The sequence below is a fragment of the Pseudomonas sp. Z1-29 genome (assembly GCF_051131995.1).
GTDB lineage: Bacteria > Pseudomonadota > Gammaproteobacteria > Pseudomonadales > Pseudomonadaceae > Aquipseudomonas.
This window is the reverse complement of the sequence record NZ_CP071645.1, coordinates 2,254,595-2,270,655: the sequence shown is the minus strand read 5'-3', so window position 1 is coordinate 2,270,655 and position 16,061 is coordinate 2,254,595. Positions and strand designations below refer to the sequence as shown.

The 16,061-nt window shown below is 61.5% G+C and carries 13 protein-coding genes; 10 read left to right on the top strand and 3 right to left on the bottom strand.

Going from position 1 to position 16,061, the window contains the following annotated elements:
• Nucleotides 1-26: 26 nt before the first annotated feature.
• The 3 genes from J3P84_RS10535 to J3P84_RS10525 all read left to right on the top strand — a co-directional run bounded on the left by J3P84_RS10535 (nt 27) and on the right by J3P84_RS10525 (nt 3,161).
• The gene (locus tag J3P84_RS10535; RefSeq protein ID WP_434630005.1) at nt 27-1,043 is read left to right on the top strand and encodes an arginine N-succinyltransferase; all 1,017 of its coding nucleotides are present in this window, start codon (nt 27-29) and stop codon (nt 1,041-1,043) included.
• Nucleotides 1,044-1,104: 61 nt separating this feature from the next.
• Nucleotides 1,105-2,139: an arginine N-succinyltransferase gene (gene astA, locus J3P84_RS10530; protein WP_434630003.1), complete on the top strand. Its 1,035-nt coding sequence runs from the start codon at nt 1,105-1,107 to the stop codon at nt 2,137-2,139.
• Between the two features lie 152 nt (nt 2,140-2,291).
• Nucleotides 2,292-3,161, top strand: coding sequence for an isocitrate lyase/PEP mutase family protein (locus J3P84_RS10525; protein ID WP_434601241.1), 870 nt, complete (start codon nt 2,292-2,294; stop codon nt 3,159-3,161).
• 141 nt (nt 3,162-3,302) lie between these two features.
• Here J3P84_RS10525 and J3P84_RS10520 read toward each other — a convergent pair whose 3' ends face one another.
• Nucleotides 3,303-4,532 carry an acyl-CoA dehydrogenase gene (locus J3P84_RS10520; RefSeq protein WP_434601242.1) on the bottom strand — a complete coding sequence of 410 codons (1,230 nt, stop codon included), beginning with the start codon at nt 4,530-4,532 and terminating at the stop codon, nt 3,303-3,305.
• A gap of 178 nt (nt 4,533-4,710) precedes the next feature.
• Between J3P84_RS10520 and J3P84_RS10515 the strand changes: the two genes are divergently transcribed.
• The 3 genes from J3P84_RS10515 to J3P84_RS10505 all read left to right on the top strand — a co-directional run bounded on the left by J3P84_RS10515 (nt 4,711) and on the right by J3P84_RS10505 (nt 7,219).
• Nucleotides 4,711-5,640: a LysR family transcriptional regulator gene (locus J3P84_RS10515; protein ID WP_434573242.1), complete on the top strand. Its 930-nt coding sequence runs from the start codon at nt 4,711-4,713 to the stop codon at nt 5,638-5,640.
• Between the two features lie 120 nt (nt 5,641-5,760).
• Nucleotides 5,761-6,162 (top strand): MerR family transcriptional regulator, encoded by a 402-nt coding sequence (locus J3P84_RS10510; RefSeq protein ID WP_305500139.1) that lies wholly within the window; start codon nt 5,761-5,763, stop codon nt 6,160-6,162.
• Nucleotides 6,163-6,319: 157 nt separating this feature from the next.
• Nucleotides 6,320-7,219 carry a hydroxymethylglutaryl-CoA lyase gene (locus J3P84_RS10505; protein ID WP_434629999.1) on the top strand — a complete coding sequence of 300 codons (900 nt, stop codon included), beginning with the start codon at nt 6,320-6,322 and terminating at the stop codon, nt 7,217-7,219.
• 633 nt (nt 7,220-7,852) lie between these two features.
• Here J3P84_RS10505 and J3P84_RS10500 read toward each other — a convergent pair.
• Nucleotides 7,853-9,559, bottom strand: a complete 1,707-nt coding sequence (locus tag J3P84_RS10500) for an AMP-binding protein (RefSeq protein WP_434629997.1) — start codon at nt 9,557-9,559, stop codon at nt 7,853-7,855.
• A gap of 201 nt (nt 9,560-9,760) precedes the next feature.
• Between J3P84_RS10500 and J3P84_RS10495 the strand changes: the two genes are divergently transcribed.
• Genes J3P84_RS10495 through J3P84_RS10480 form a run of 4 tightly spaced genes read left to right on the top strand, consistent with a single transcriptional unit; the run spans nt 9,761 to nt 15,321 of the window.
• Nucleotides 9,761-10,924, top strand: a complete 1,164-nt coding sequence (locus tag J3P84_RS10495; RefSeq protein ID WP_434629996.1) for an isovaleryl-CoA dehydrogenase — start codon at nt 9,761-9,763, stop codon at nt 10,922-10,924.
• A gap of 11 nt (nt 10,925-10,935) precedes the next feature.
• Nucleotides 10,936-12,543, top strand: coding sequence for a carboxyl transferase domain-containing protein (locus J3P84_RS10490; RefSeq protein WP_434629994.1), 1,608 nt, complete (start codon nt 10,936-10,938; stop codon nt 12,541-12,543).
• 13 nt (nt 12,544-12,556) lie between these two features.
• Nucleotides 12,557-13,375, top strand: coding sequence for a gamma-carboxygeranoyl-CoA hydratase (locus J3P84_RS10485; protein ID WP_434629992.1), 819 nt, complete (start codon nt 12,557-12,559; stop codon nt 13,373-13,375).
• Entirely contained in the window at nt 13,372-15,321 is a 1,950-nt protein-coding gene (locus J3P84_RS10480) for an acetyl/propionyl/methylcrotonyl-CoA carboxylase subunit alpha (protein WP_434629990.1), read from the top strand. The genes J3P84_RS10485 and J3P84_RS10480 overlap by 4 nt, the downstream gene beginning before the upstream one ends.
• Nucleotides 15,322-15,351: 30 nt before the next feature.
• On the opposite strand, the gene J3P84_RS10475 is transcribed toward J3P84_RS10480, so the two are convergent.
• Nucleotides 15,352-15,999 (bottom strand): LexA family protein, encoded by a 648-nt coding sequence (locus J3P84_RS10475; protein WP_434573230.1) that lies wholly within the window; start codon nt 15,997-15,999, stop codon nt 15,352-15,354.
• Between the last annotated feature and the right edge of the window lie 62 nt (nt 16,000-16,061).

The following is a 16,061-nucleotide window of genomic DNA, read 5'->3' as shown; positions in this document are numbered from 1 at the left end:
GGCTCTTTGAAACAGGAGTGTTATCCATGCTGGCTTTACGTCCAGTTCAGTTAACCGATTTGCCGCAGTTGCAGCAGCTGGCCCGCGACAGTCTGGTGGGCGTCACCTCGCTTCCCGACGACACTGATCGCCTGCGGGACAGAATCCTCAGCTCATGCGCCTCGTTCGAAACCGACGTGCAACGCCCCGGTGCGCAGAATTACTTTTTTGTCCTGCAGGACCTGGTGTCGAGCCGCCTGCTGGGCTGCTCGGAAATCGTTGCGGCCACCGGTTGCGACGAGCCGTTCTACAGCCTGCGCAACCGGCCGTTTTCCAGCGAGTCCCGGGAGTTGAACATCCAGCATGGCGTACCGGCACTGTCGCTGTGCCAGGACCTGAATGGCCAGACGCTGCTGCGCGGCTTTCATATCGACGCCGCACACGTGCACACGCCGCAATCGCAATTGTTGTCCCGCGCCCGGCTGATGTTTATTGGCGCCCATCCCCAACGCTTTGCCGACTCGGTGATCACAGAGATCGTCGGGTACAGCAGCGAGGAAGGCCATTCGCCCTTCTGGGATGCCATTGGCCAGCACTTTTTCGACCTGTCCTACACCGAAGCCGAACGATTGTGCGGCCTGCAGAGTCGGACCTTTCTCGCCGACCTGATGCCGCAATACCCGATCTATGTCCCTATGTTGCCGCCCCAGGCCCAGGCTTGTATCGGCCGGATCCACCCCGACGGCCAGGAAGCCTTCGACATTCTCGAACGCGAGGGTTTCGAAACCAATAGCTACGTGGACATCTTTGACGGCGGGCCGACGATGCATGCCCGGGTCGCGAACATCCGCTCGATCATTCACAGCCGCTCGGCCGTCGTGCGTCCGAGCCAGCAGGTTGACGCCACGGGGCGCTACCTGGTGAGTAATGATGGCCTGGGTAATTACCGGGCCATCATCGCCGATCTGGACCTTGACGCCGAAGGCTTCGTGCGCCTGTCCCCTGACATGCTGGCAGCGCTTGACGTTGCCGACGGTGACCGGGTCCGGGTGGTCAGCCTATGAACTGCAATCGATTGCGCATCGTGCGCCAGCGTCGCGCCCGGCCTGTAGAAGGAGGCGCTTCGTGGTAGTCCGCCCGGTTGCCCTGACCGACTTGCCCGCATTGATGGACCTCGCCCGTTGCGCCGGCCCTGGGTTCACCAGCCTGCCGGCCAACGAGGAGCGCCTGGCGCACCGGGTACGCTGGGCCCAGCGCACCTTCGCCGGACAGGTCGAACGGGCGGACGCCGACTATCTGTTCGTGCTCGAAGACGACGACCGTCAGGTAGTGGGTATCAGCGCTCTCACTGGCGCAATCGGACTGCGCGAGCCCTGGTACAACTATCGGCTCGGGGTCACGGTCAGCTCGGCGCCCGAGCTGGGCATCCAGCGGCATATTCCGACGCTGTTCCTCAGTAACGAGATGACCGGGCAGTCGGAAATCTGCTCGTTGTTTCTTCATCCCCAGCACCGTCGCGGCCATAACGGGCGCCTGCTGTCCCTGGCGCGCCTGCTGTTCGTGGCGGAGTTTTCCGGGCTGTTTGGCGATAAGCTGATCGCCGAATTACGCGGCCACGCCGATGAACAAGGTTGCTCGCCGTTCTGGGACAGCCTGGGACGACACTTTTTCCAGAAGGACTTCAGCCACGCCGACCAGTTGTCCAGCATGGGCAACAAATCCTTCATCGCCGAGCTGATGCCCCGCCAACCGCTGTACACCTGCCTGCTCACCGAGCAGGCCCAGGCCGTGATCGGCAAGGCTCACCCCAACACCGAACCGGCCTTGAAGATCCTTGGCGATGAGGGTTTTTCCCATAAAGGGTACGTGGATATCTTTGACGCCGGCCCGGTGATCGAAGCGCCGGTATCGAACATCCGCAGCGTCCGCGACAGCCAGTCGCTGACGCTGACCATAGGCACCCCGGACGAACGGGCGCCGGTCTGGCTGATTCATAACCGGCGCCTGGAGAACTGCCGCGTCACCAGCGCCCGGGGGCACCTGCACGGCCAGGGCCTGGTCGTCGATCGCCTGACCGCCAAACGCCTGCAAGTACAACCGGGTGACACGGTGCGCGCCGTGCTGCTGTTCAAACAGGATCGCCAGGCGGTGGCGGCATAGCGGCGCGGCGCCTGCCCTATCTCATGGGATCGACTTCGACCAGCCTGTCCCTGTAAATTCGTCATCATCCTTGGCCGTCCCGCGTGATAGCTTTCCATCCTTAGGCGTTGACACTTTTGCTCAAGCCCTTCCATTCCATTGGTGGAACTCATATGTCCAGGCTTTCCCATCAAGATTTGCGTCGAAATTTCCGCCAATTGCTGGCTTCCACAAATTGCTACCACACAGCTTCAGTGTTCGATCCGATGTCGGCGCGCATTGCCGCCGACCTGGGTTTCGAGGTAGGCATCCTTGGAGGCTCGGTGGCGTCACTGCAAGTATTGGGCGCGCCGGATTTTGCCCTGATCACCCTCAGCGAATTTGCCGAGCAGGCCACCCGCATCGGACGCGTCGCGCAACTACCGGTGATCGCCGACGCCGACCACGGCTACGGCAACGCACTGAACGTGATGCGTACCATCATCGAGCTCGAACGCGCCGGCGTGGCGGCGCTGACGATTGAAGACACCTTGCTGCCGGCACAATTTGGCCGCAAATCCACCGACCTGATCAGCGTGGCCGAAGGCGTCGGCAAGATTCGCGCGGCTCTGGAGGCGCGGGTCGACTCGGAAATGGCCATCGTCGCCCGCACGAACGCGGGGATTCTGCCGGTCCAGGAGATCATCAGTCGCACCCGGCAATACGAGCGCGCCGGCGCGGACGGCATTTGCATGGTAGGCGTGCAGGATTTCGAGCATCTGGAGCAGATCAGCGAGAACCTGAACGTACCGCTGATGCTCGTGACTTATGGCAACCCGCTGCTGCGCGACGATAAACGCCTGGCTGAACTGGGCGTGAGAATCACGATTGACGGCCACGGCGCGTATTTCGCCGCGATCAAGGCTACCTACGACAGCCTGCGGGAACAGCGTCAGATCTTCACCCAGGCATCAGACCTCAGCGCCACGGAACTGACCCACACCTACACCCAGCCCGAGGAATATATCCGCTGGGCCGAGGAGTATATGAGCGTCAAGGAGTGAGCTGATTCATCGACCTGGAGGCCGCCATCGCGAGCAAGCTCGCTCCCACAGGGGCTTGTGGTGAGCGCCAATAACGCGTCCACCGATGAACCTCTGTGGGAGCGAGCCTGCTCGCGATAGCAGTCTCAGCCTGAACGAGCTTCAGCGCCCGCTACGCAACATCTCCTTGGGCACATACTTGCCGATCTCGAACTTGCCGATAGCCGCCCGATGGACCTCATCCGGACCATCGGCCAGGCGCAGCGTGCGCTGCATGGCATACATGTAGGCCAGCGGGAAATCGTTGGAAACCCCGGCCCCGCCGTGGATCTGGATCGCCCGATCAATGACTTTCAAGGCCACGTTCGGCGCGACGACCTTGATCTGGGCGATTTCGCTCTTGGCCACTTTATTGCCGACCGTGTCCATCATGTACGCCGCCTTCAAGGTCAGCAGGCGCGCCATGTCGATTTCCATTCGCGAGTCGGCGATCTTGTCGATGTTGCCACCCAGGCGCGCCAGCGGCTGGCCAAACGCGGTTCGACTGATGGCGCGCTGGCACATCAATTCCAAGGCACGCTCGGCCATGCCGATGGAGCGCATGCAGTGGTGAATCCGGCCCGGCCCGAGGCGACCCTGAGCAATTTCAAAGCCGCGTCCTTCGCCCAGCAAGACGTTTTCGTACGGCACCCGCACGTTATCGAACAGCACTTCGGCGTGGCCGTGAGGTGCATCGTCATAGCCGAACACCGGTAGCGGCCGGACGATCTTTACCCCGGGGGTGTCCACCGGCACCAGGATCATCGAGTGCTGGGCGTGACGAGGTGCGTCGGGATTGCTCAGGCCCATGAAGATCAGGATCTTGCAGCGTGGGTCGCAGGCGCCCGAGGTCCACCATTTCTTGCCGTTGATGACCCATTGATCGCCGTCACGCTCGGCACGGGCCGCCATGTTGGTGGCGTCCGACGAAGCAACGTCCGGTTCGGTCATGGCAAAGGCCGAACGAATCTCGCCCCGCAGCAGCGGTTCGAGCCAGCGCTGCTTTTGTTCCTCGTTGGCGTAACGCACCAGCACTTCCATGTTGCCGGTGTCCGGCGCCGAACAGTTGAACGGCTCCGGGCCCAGCAGCGAACGCCCCATGATCTCCGCCAGCGGTGCATATTCCAGGTTGGTCAGGCCGGCCCCCAACTCGGACTCGGGCAGGAACAGATTCCACAACCCTTCGGCTTTGGCCTTGGCCTTGAGCTCCTCCATGATCGCAGTCGGCTGCCAACGGTCGCCTTCAGCCACTTGCCGTTCGAACACGGCCTCGGCCGGGTAGACATAGGCATCCATGAACGCCGTGACGCGCTCACGCAGTTCCTGAACCTTGGGGGAGTAGGCAAAATCCATGGGCAGCACCTTCTTGGCAGAGGTTGTTTTTAGGTCATGAAATCGATGCTAGTTCAGCTACGAAAATTTACCTAACCTATTCTCAGCGTGTATTAACATTCATCACCGATATATGGTTCACTGATTCGCATCGCCTTCCGGCACCTCACAACAAGCCCAAGAACAAGAGTGCAGCGCCATGAATCTGAGCAAGGTCGACCTCAACCTTTTCATTGTCTTTGATGCGATCTACACCGAAGCCAACCTGACCCGGGCCGGGCAGATCGTCGGCATCACTCAACCGGCGGTGTCCAATGCCCTGGCGCGTTTGCGCGAGACGTTCAACGACCCGCTGTTCGTGCGTACTGCCCAAGGCATGGTGCCCACGCCGATGGCCCAGAATATTATCGGGCCGGTGCGCAACGCCCTGTCGCTGCTCCGGGTGTCGGTGCAGGAAAGCCGGATCTTCAACCCGCTGCAAGCCGTGAAGACCTATCGCATCAGCATGACCGACCTCACCGAGGGCGTGATCCTGCCGCCGCTGTTCCAGCGCCTGCGCCGCCTGGCGCCGACCGTGGCCATCGAGAGTTTCCTGTCCAAGCGTCGGGAAACCACCAAGGAGCTGGCCGCCGGGCGCCTGGATTTCGCGGTTGATGCTCCACTCAATACCGATCCGCAGGTGCGCCACGTCAAGCTGATGGAAGATCGCTACGTGTGTGCCATGCGCAAGGGCCACCCGTTGGCGGGCAAGGAAAAACTCAGCCTGGATGATTACCTGGCCCAGACCCATGTACATATCTCCAGCCGCCGCAACGGCCTCGGTTATGTCGACCTGGCATTGGGCAAGATGGGCATCCAGCGCAAAATCGCCCTGCGCTCGCAGCATTATCTGATGGCCTCCCAGGTACTCCAGCAGACCGACATGGTCATGACCGTTCCCGAACGTTTCGCCCGTCGCCACGACCTGCATGCCTTCCTGTTGCCCGTCAACGATGTGCCACCGGTGGAAACCCATCTCTACTGGCACGAAAGCACCGACCAGGACCCGGCCAACCGCTGGATGCGCGAGCAGATGATCGAGCTGTGCCAGCAGGTGACGGCGCATGAGAAGAAGCTTGATAAGGTTTAGCCCGTCCAATGTGGGAGCGAGCAGGCTCGCTCCCACAGGTTTCGCCGACAGCTCATTGCTTGACGTGAACGTCAACCTGCCATTAGCTTAGCGCCAACCCCTTTCGTTTCGAGCGCTTACATGAGCAGCCAGACCTACAGCATCTCCGACCTCGCCCGCGAACTGGATATCACCACCCGCGCCATCCGCTTCTATGAAGAACAGGGTCTGTTGCGCCCGGAGCGCCGTGGTCAGGAACGTATCTACTCGCCGCGGGACAAGGTCAGCCTGAAACTGATCCTGCGGGGCAAGCGCATCGGTTTCTCTCTCGCCGAGTGCCGTGAGTTGATCGAACTCTACGACCCCAGCAGCGGCAATCAGAAACAACTGCACAGCATGCTGGCGAAAATCGCCGAACGGCGCGAACAGCTCGAACAGCAGTTGCTGGATATCGAACAGATGAAGCTGGAGCTCGACACCGCCGAAGAACGTTGCATCCAGGCGCTGGAGCAGACGATCAAAGGCGAGGAAGTCGTCCAGTAACACGACACGTCCCCTGTGGGAGCGAGCCTGCTCGCGATGGCGGTGTGTCAGTCATATCAATTTTGCCAGTCGTTCCGTCATCGCGAGCAGGCTCGCTCCCACAGGGGTGCTCATCATCGTTCTCGATGTTCTGGCAACTCACTACAGGTCAATCCCCATGTCCCTCCCCTCCTTTGTACGTTTGATCGAAGTCGGCCCCCGCGACGGCCTGCAGAATGAATCCCAACCCATCAGCGTGGCGGACAAGGTGCGTCTGGTTGACGCCCTGAGCGATGCGGGCCTGGGTTACATCGAAGTCGGCAGTTTTGTCTCGCCCAAATGGGTGCCGCAGATGGCCGGTTCGGCCGAGGTATTTGCGCAGATCCAGCGCAAGCCTGGCGTGACCTATGGCGCCCTGGCACCGAACCTGCGGGGTTTCGAGGATGCACTGGCGGCGGGGGTCAAGGAAGTCGCTGTATTCGCCGCGGCGTCCGAAGCGTTTTCCCAGCGCAACATCAATTGTTCGATCCAGGAAAGCCTGGAACGCTTCGCACCGATCATGGAGGCGGCGAAGCACAGCGGCGTCAGCGTGCGCGGCTACGTGTCCTGCGTGCTGGGCTGCCCTTATGAGGGCGAGGTCAAGCCCGAGCAGGTCGCGTGGGTCGCCCGGGAGCTGTACGCCATGGGCTGTTACGAGGTGTCCCTCGGTGACACCATCGGCACCGGCACCGCCGGTGCAACGCGCAGGATGTTCGAGGTAGTCGGCGCGGACGTGCCCCGGGACAAACTGGCGGGACATTTCCATGACACCTATGGCCAGGCCATGGCCAACGTCTACGCCAGCTTGCTGGAAGGTATCGCCGTGTTCGACAGCTCAATCGCCGGCCTGGGCGGCTGCCCTTATGCCAAGGGCGCCAGCGGTAACGTCGCCACGGAAGACGTGCTGTACCTGCTCAACGGCCTCGGCATCGAGACCGGCATTAATCTGGATGCACTCATCGCCGCGGCCCAGCAGATCTGCGACGTGCTGGGTCGCTCGACCGGTTCGCGGGTGGCCAAGGCGCGCCTGGCGCGGTGAGGTGTTACCGCCCCGCTTGTAACGGGGGCGAAACGAGTAACACGGAAACAATTTGTCTGGAATCGTCGTACCGGGTTTTCAGCCAGAAAACCTAATCTCTTGATTTAAAAGGTTTTTATAAAGTTGGCACGGCACCTGCTATATCTCCAGTACAACAAGAATAAAAAAAAGCGACAAACCCAATAAAAACAAGACGAAACGACTCTGACATAACAAAAACAACACGGCAGAGACGCAGCTAACAGATTTTTTTGGAGAAGATGTGCTTTTCAGGGTGCTTCCAGGAGCAACCCGCAACCGGGCAGAGAATAATAAAACTACCTCCAGGTAGCTCCCGAATCGGTTGGATCGCAAGGCGAAAAAGCAGATCAGCGCTCAAAAAAATACGTTTGCTCTTGATCCCGGATGGGGATCGCCAAAAACAGCGGTAAAGGGTCACGGCTGCCAAAAACAACAACAGGCCGCCCCTCAATAATAAAAAAAGAGCACGCGACGACAAAATTAAAGGGGAGCTTCGGCTCCCCTTTGTGCTGTCTGGGGTTTGGTTTTTTTTCCTGGGGGTTCAAAGTGTGGTGTGTCACACCCTGGCAGCTTGAATGACACACCGTATTCGCGAGCAGGCTCGCTCCCACACTAGGATTGTGGTTCCTGGCGATTGCGCAGCTCTTCGATACTGATTTCGCGCATGCGAAATTTCTGGATCTTGCCGGTAACCGTCATCGGGAACTGCTCGACAAATTTGAAATGACGCGGTGTCTTGAAGTGAGCGATGCGTTCCTTGCACCACGCTTGCAACTGCTCCTCGGTGACGCTGTGGCCGGGATGGAGTTTGATCCAGGCCACGATCTCTTCACCGTAGCGTGGGCATGGAATGCCGATCACCTGCACATCCGCCACGGCGGGATGGGTGAAAAAGAACTCCTCCAGTTCGCGGGGATAAACATTCTCGCCGCCACGGATGATCATGTCCTTGTTCCGTCCGACGATACAGACGTAACCCTGCTCATCCATGCTCGCCAGGTCGCCGGTGTGCATCCAGCCCTGCGCATCGGTCGCCTCGGCCGTGCCCTTGGGGTTGTTCCAGTAGCCGAGCATCACGCTGTAACCACGCGTGCACAATTCGCCGATGGTGCCGCGGGGGACAACCTCGCCGTTCCCGTCGATGATCTTGCTCTCCAGTTGCGGCTGGGTACGCCCAACGGTGGTGACACGCAACTCCAGTTCATCCGTGGGACCAGTCTGCAACGACACCGGGCTGGTTTCCGTCATGCCGTAGGCAATCTGCACTTGGGCCATGTGCATCTCGCTGATGACCCGCCGCATCACCTCGATCGGACAGGTGGCTCCGGCCATGATCCCGGTGCGCAGGCTGGACAGGTCGAAATCCCCGCGCTGCGGCTGGTCCAGCATGGCGATGAACATGGTGGGGACCCCGTACAGCGCGGTGGCTCTTTCTTCGGCCACGGTCCGTAGCGTCAGCAACGGATCGAAGGCATCGTTGGGGTAGATCATGGTACTGCCGTGGGTCATGCACCCCAGGTTACCCATGACCATACCGAAGCAGTGATACAACGGCACCGGGATCACCAGACGATCGCCGGCGGTCAGGCCGAGGCTTTCACCGACCATGTAACCGTTGTTGAGAATGTTCTGGTGACTGAGGGTGGCGCCCTTGGGAAATCCGGTGGTGCCGGAGGTGTACTGGATATTCACCGGCTGCTCGAAATGCAGGCTGTCCTGGCGCTCGGCCAATTGCCCAGGCGAGATGGCTGCACCGAGGTCGGCCAGCTGCGACCAGGGCAGGAAGCCTGAAGGCGGCTGGGAATCGAGGCTGATCACGCCGCGCAGATCCGGCAAGCATTCGCTTCGCAGTTGGCCGATCGATTGCTCTGCCAGTTCCGGCGCCAATGCCTGCAACATGGCGTGGTAATCCGAAGTCTTGAAAGCCCCCGCACACACCAGCCAGCGGCATCCGGACTGCTTGAGCACGTATTCCAGTTCCGAGGCCCGATAGGCCGGGTTGATGTTGACGAGGATCACGCCGACCTTCGCGCTGGCAAATTGGGTAATGCACCACTGCGCGCAATTGGGTGCCCATATGCCCAGCCGATCGCCGGTTTCCAAACCCAGCGCGAGCATGGCCCGGGCGTGCAGATCGACCGCCGCGGCCAATTCGCGCCAGCTGTAGCGCAATGATTGGTGGCGAACCACCAGCGCTTCGCCGTCAGGACAGTCGGTCACCGTCTGGTCAAACGCCTCGCCGATGGTTTGGGCCAGCAAGGCCTTGGCCTGGGAACCGCGGGTATAGCTGAGTTGCGTATGCGAACCGGGTTGATCCATGACGCCCCCTGTTGTCTTTATTAGTGGGTGTATCGGTGGAATCTCACGACTTCGAAAGCTGTTCAAGCGGCCTTACTCTGGCCCAAGTTGACGTTAACGTAAAGAGCGATTGACAGCCATGGATCGCGCGCTTACGTTAACGTAAAGGTGAGAGCGCTCCCGCCGCTCCCCGCACCCGACAAAAAATCCAAAAGGTGTCCCATGAGCTACCCATCCCTGAATTTTGCCCTCGGCGAAACTATCGATATGTTGCGCGACCAGGTGCAATCCTTCGTCAAGGCAGAGTTGGCGCCTCGGGCGGCGCAGATCGACATCGACAATCTGTTCCCCGCCGATATGTGGCGCAAGTTCGGCGACATGGGCCTGCTGGGCATCACCGTCCCGGAAGAATATGGTGGCGCTGGCCTGGGTTACCTGGCCCATGTGGTGGCGATGGAAGAAATCAGCCGCGGCTCGGCCTCGGTCGCCCTCTCCTACGGCGCCCACTCCAACCTGTGCGTCAACCAGATCAATCGCAACGGCAACCATGAGCAGAAAACCAAATACCTGCCCAAGCTGATCAGCGGCGAACACATCGGCGCCCTTGCCATGAGCGAACCGAACGCCGGCTCCGATGTGGTCTCGATGAAACTGCGCGCCGACAAACGCGGCGACCGCTACGTTCTCAACGGCAGCAAGACCTGGATCACCAACGGGCCTGACGCCAACACCTATGTGATCTACGCCAAGACCGACCTGGAAAAAGGCGCCCACGGCATTACTGCGTTCATCGTCGAACGCGACTGGAAAGGCTTCAGCCGCAGCAACAAGTTCGACAAGCTCGGCATGCGCGGCTCCAACACCTGTGAGCTGTTTTTCGACGACGTCGAGGTGCCGGAAGAAAACATCCTCGGCGTACTCAATGGTGGCGTGAAGGTCCTGATGAGTGGCCTCGATTATGAACGCGTGGTCTTGTCCGGCGGCCCGACCGGGATCATGCAGGCCTGCATGGACCTGATCGTGCCCTATATCCATGATCGCAAGCAGTTCGGCCAGAGCATCGGCGAATTCCAGCTGATCCAGGGCAAGGTTGCGGATATGTACACCCAGCTCAACGCCAGCCGCGCCTACCTGTATGCGGTGGCCCAAGCCTGCGAGCGCGGCGAAACCACGCGCAAGGACGCCGCCGGAGTGATCCTCTACAGCGCCGAACGCGCGACGCAAATGGCCCTTGATGCCATCCAAATCCTGGGCGGCAATGGCTATATCAATGAATTCCCGGCCGGGCGCCTGCTGCGTGACGCCAAGCTGTATGAAATCGGCGCCGGCACCAGTGAGATCCGACGGATGCTGATCGGCCGCGAACTGTTCAACGAAACCCGCTAACGGAGCTGACCATGGCCACGCTGCACACTCAGCTCAACCCACGCTCACCGGAATTCAGCGCCAACCGCGACGCGATGCTCGGCCAGGTCGAGGCCCTGCGTACCTTGCTCGCCCACGTCCAGCAAGGCGGCGGAGCCAAGGCCCAGGAACGGCATACCTCACGGGGCAAATTGCTGCCCAGGGAACGCATCAATCGCTTGCTCGACCCGGGTTCGCCGTTCCTGGAGATCAGTCCGCTGGCGGCTTACGAAGTGTACGGCGAAGACGTTCCGGCCGCCGGCGTGATCGCCGGGATCGGTCGAGTAGAAGGCGTCGAATGCATGATTGTCGCCAACGACGCGACCGTCAAAGGTGGTTCGTATTACCCGCTGACGGTGAAAAAACACCTGCGCGCCCAGACCATCGCCCAACAGAACCGCCTGCCCTGCATCTACCTGGTGGATTCCGGCGGTGCCAACCTGCCGCGCCAGGACGAAGTCTTCCCCGATCGTGAGCACTTTGGCCGGATCTTCTTCAACCAGGCCAACATGAGTGCCCAGGGCATCCCGCAGATTGCCGTTGTCATGGGTTCCTGCACCGCTGGCGGCGCGTACGTGCCGGCGATGGCGGACGAGGCGATCATGGTCCGCCAGCAGGCAACGATTTTCCTCGCCGGCCCGCCGTTGGTAAAAGCGGCGACTGGAGAGGTGGTCAGTGCCGAGGACCTGGGCGGCGCCGACGTGCACTGCAAGATTTCCGGTGTCGCCGACCATTACGCCGACAGCGATGAACACGCCCTGGCGCTGGCCCGCCGCAGCGTGGCCAACCTCAACTGGCGCAAGCTCGGTGATGTGCAGCGACGCCCGCCCACCGCCCCGCTGTATTCGAGTGAGGAGCTGTACGGCGTGGTTTCGGCCGACGCGAAGCAGCCATTCGACGTGCGGGAAGTGATAGCACGTCTGGTGGACGGCTCGGTGTTCGATGAATTCAAAGCCCTGTTCGGAACGACCCTGGTGTGCGGTTTCGCCCACTTGCACGGTTACCCGGTCGCCATCCTGGCCAACAACGGCATCCTGTTCGCCGAGGCCGCACAAAAAGGCGCGCACTTCATCGAACTGGCCTGCCAGCGCGGCATACCGCTGCTCTTCCTGCAGAACATCACCGGGTTCATGGTCGGTCAGAAATACGAAGCCGGCGGCATCGCCAAGCATGGCGCAAAACTGGTGACCGCGGTGGCCTGCGCCCGGGTGCCGAAATTCACCGTGATCATCGGCGGCAGTTTCGGCGCCGGTAACTACGGCATGTGCGGCCGCGCCTATGACCCACGCTTTTTGTGGATGTGGCCGAATGCGCGGATCGGCGTGATGGGCGCCGAACAGGCGGCCGGCGTGCTGGTGCAGGTCAAGCGCGAACAGGCCGAACGCAGCGGCCAGCCGTTCAGCGCAGTTCAGGAGGCCGAGATCAAGCAACCGATCCTCGACCAGTACGAAGAACAGGGGCATCCCTACTATTCCAGCGCGCGGCTGTGGGATGACGGCGTCATTGACCCGGCGCAGACGCGCGATGTGCTGGGCCTGGCCTTGTCCGCGTCGCTGAACGCGCCCATCGAACCGAGCCGCTTCGGCGTGTTCAGGATGTAACCGGGGAACGCCCATGAATCATTACAACACGCTCCAATTGCAGATGGACCCGCGCGGCTTCGCCACCTTGTGGCTCGACCGCGAGTCGAAAAACAACGCGTTCAACGCCGAGATGATCCGCGAGCTGATCCTCGCCCTGGACCAGGTCGGCAGCGATCCGACCCTGCGTTTCCTGCTGATCCGTGGTCGTGGCAAACACTTCAGCGCCGGCGCCGACCTGGCCTGGATGCAGCAGTCCGCCGAACTCGATTACCACACCAACCTCGACGACGCTCGGGAACTGGCGGAGCTGATGTACAACCTGGCCAAGCTGAAGATCCCGACACTCGCCGTTGTCCAGGGCGCGGCATTCGGCGGCGCGCTGGGTTTGATCAGCGCCTGTGACATGGCCATCGGTGCCGATGATGCACAGTTCTGCCTGTCCGAAGTACGCATCGGCCTGGCGCCGGCCGTGATCAGTCCATTCGTGGTGCAGGCCATCGGCGAACGGGCGGCACGGCGTTACGCCCTGACGGCTGAACGTTTCGGTGGGCAACGGGCGAAGGAAATCGGTTTGCTGGCGGACAGTTACCCGGCCGAGGCGCTGGATGATCAGCTCGGCAAGTGGATCGACAACCTGCTGCTCAACAGTCCGGCGGCCATGCGCGCCAGCAAGGAACTGCTGCGCGAAGTCGGCAACGGTGCGTTGACCCCGGCGTTGCGGCGCTACACCGAAAATGCCATCGCGCGGATACGGGTCAGTCCTGAAGGCCAGGAAGGCCTGCGGGCGTTCTTGCAAAAACGACCGCCGAGCTGGCAAGCCGAGTCCAACAACAAGGAGCCGCGTCGATGAGCGCCCCTGCCCTCACTACCCTGTTGGTCGCCAACCGCGGCGAAATCGCCTGCCGCGTCATGCGCACAGCCAAGGCCATGGGCCTGACCACCGTTGCGGTGCACAGCGCCACCGATCGTGACGCGCGTCATAGCCGGGAAGCCGACGTGCGTGTCGATCTGGGCGGCAGCAAGGCCGCCGACAGCTATTTGCAAATCGACAAACTGATCGCTGCGGCGCAAGCCAGTGGCGCCCAGGCTATCCACCCAGGCTACGGTTTTCTTTCCGAGAATGCCGGGTTCGCCAGGGCCATCGAAAATGCCGGGTTGATCTTTCTCGGCCCACCCGCCTCGGCCATCGAAGCCATGGGCAGCAAGTCCGCCGCCAAGGCCTTGATGGAAACCGCCGGCGTGCCGCTGGTACCCGGCTATCACGGTGAAGCCCAGGATCTGGAGACGTTCCGCGCCGCCGCCGAGCGCATCGGTTATCCGGTGCTGCTCAAGGCCACGGCAGGCGGCGGCGGCAAAGGCATGAAGGTCGTCGAGGAAGTCAGCCAACTGGCCGAGGCATTGGCCTCTGCGCAGCGCGAGGCGCAATCGTCGTTCGGCGATGCGCGAATGCTGGTGGAAAAATACTTGCTCAAGCCACGCCACGTGGAAATCCAGGTGTTCGCCGACCGGCACGGCAACTGCCTGTATCTCAACGAACGCGACTGCTCGATCCAGCGTCGCCATCAGAAGGTCGTGGAGGAGGCACCGGCGCCGGGCCTGGGCCAGGAATTGCGCCGGGCGATGGGCGAAGCCGCCGTACGGGCGGCCAAGGCGATCGGCTATGTCGGCGCGGGTACGGTGGAGTTTCTGCTGGATTCGCGAGGCGAATTCTTCTTCATGGAAATGAATACCCGGCTGCAGGTCGAGCATCCGGTGACCGAAGCGATCACCGGGCTCGACCTGGTGGCCTGGCAGATCCGCGTCGCCCAGGGCGAGCCATTGCCGATCACCCAGGAGCAGGTGCCGCTGCTGGGTCACGCCATCGAAGTACGTCTGTACGCCGAAGATCCGGCCAATGATTTTCTTCCCGCCACGGGGCGCTTGTCGCTGTATCGCGAGTCGGCCGAAGACGCGGGTCGCCGGGTAGACAGTGGTGTTGACGAAGGCGATGAGATCTCGCCCTTCTACGACCCGATGCTCGGCAAGTTGATTGCCTGGGGGGAAAACCGTGAACAGGCACGTTTGCGGTTGTTGGCCATGCTCGACGAGTTCGCCATTGGCGGGCTGAAAACCAACATCGGTTTTCTCCGCCGTATCATCGCTCACCCCGCCTTCGCGGCGGCGGAACTGGACACCGGTTTCATCCCGCGCTACCAGGCGCAATTGCTGCCGGAGCCCGGCGAACTGGATGACGATTTCTGGCGCGCTGCGGCCCAGGGTTTCGCCTTGAGCCTGACGCCACGTGTCCGCGCCGATGACAGCAACTCGCCATGGGCCGCTACCGCCGGGCTGCGCCTGGGGCTGCCAGCGGAAATCACCCTCCACCTGAGTTGCGATGGCCAGGACCGCGCCGTGACGCTGGATGTTGCTGGTCGCGGCGCCGAGCTCAGGGGCGAGCAGTTGATCATCGAGCACAACGGTGTGCGCCGCGAACATCGAGCCATTCGCCACGACGACAGCCTCTACCTGCAATGGAAGGGCGATCTGTATCGAGTCGACTCCTACGACCCGCTGGCGGCGGCCGAGGCCAGCCACAGCCAGCAGGGCGGCCTGGTCGCCCCCATGAATGGAAGCATCGTTCGGGTGCTGGTGAGCGCTGGCCAGGCGGTGGAAGCCGGCGCGCAACTGGTGGTGCTGGAGGCGATGAAAATGGAGCACAGCATCCGCGCGCCCAAGGCTGGCGTGATCAAGGCGGTGTATTGCCAGGAGGGAGAGATGGTCAGCGACGGCAGCGCGCTGGTGGAACTGGAAGAATAGCCATTCGGCCCGGTTTCCGGGCCGATCCAGTCAGAACCTGATGGTTGCCTGTACGACCACGCCGATGATGCGGCATTGGTCGGTAAACAGGGTTTTCGGATAAGTCGGATTGAGCGGAACCAGGTAACGCTGCCCGCTCTCTTCCATCAGCTTGCGGAAAGTCGCTTCGCTGCTGCCTGGCAATCGGGCAATCACCAGTTTCCCGGGCACCGCTTCGATCGCCGGATCCACCAGGATCGACATGCCCTCGGGAATGCTCAAGCCGCTTGGCGCCGTCATCGCATCCCCCATCACCACCAGCCAGAACGCGTCGCCCCGTGCATGGTAATCCGTCAGCTCATAGCGCGGCTGGCCGTAGTCCGCGACATTCTCTTCGCGAACGAGACCGATGTCGCGCCAGTCACTGACCGGGTAGCGAAAGTACGGGTTGTACTTCTGCGCCAGGGCCATCCCCTCGTCGGTGGAAGTGTCCGGCTCGCGGATCACCATTGCCACCTCGAGGAACTCCAGCCCCAGCTCCTGCAGCACCCGGTTCATGTCTCCAAGACTGGGTTGTCGGCGCTTGGTCAGCCAATGGCCGACCCCACCCTGAGACATCCCCAGACGCTCTGCGAGCACCACTTGCGTGATGTGCTGCTCCTTCATCCTGGCCTTGACCAACTCTATCCATTTATCCATGAGCGGCACGATACGTGGCTGACGCCGTCCAGCAAAACACAAGTTGTAGTATTTAAATTATC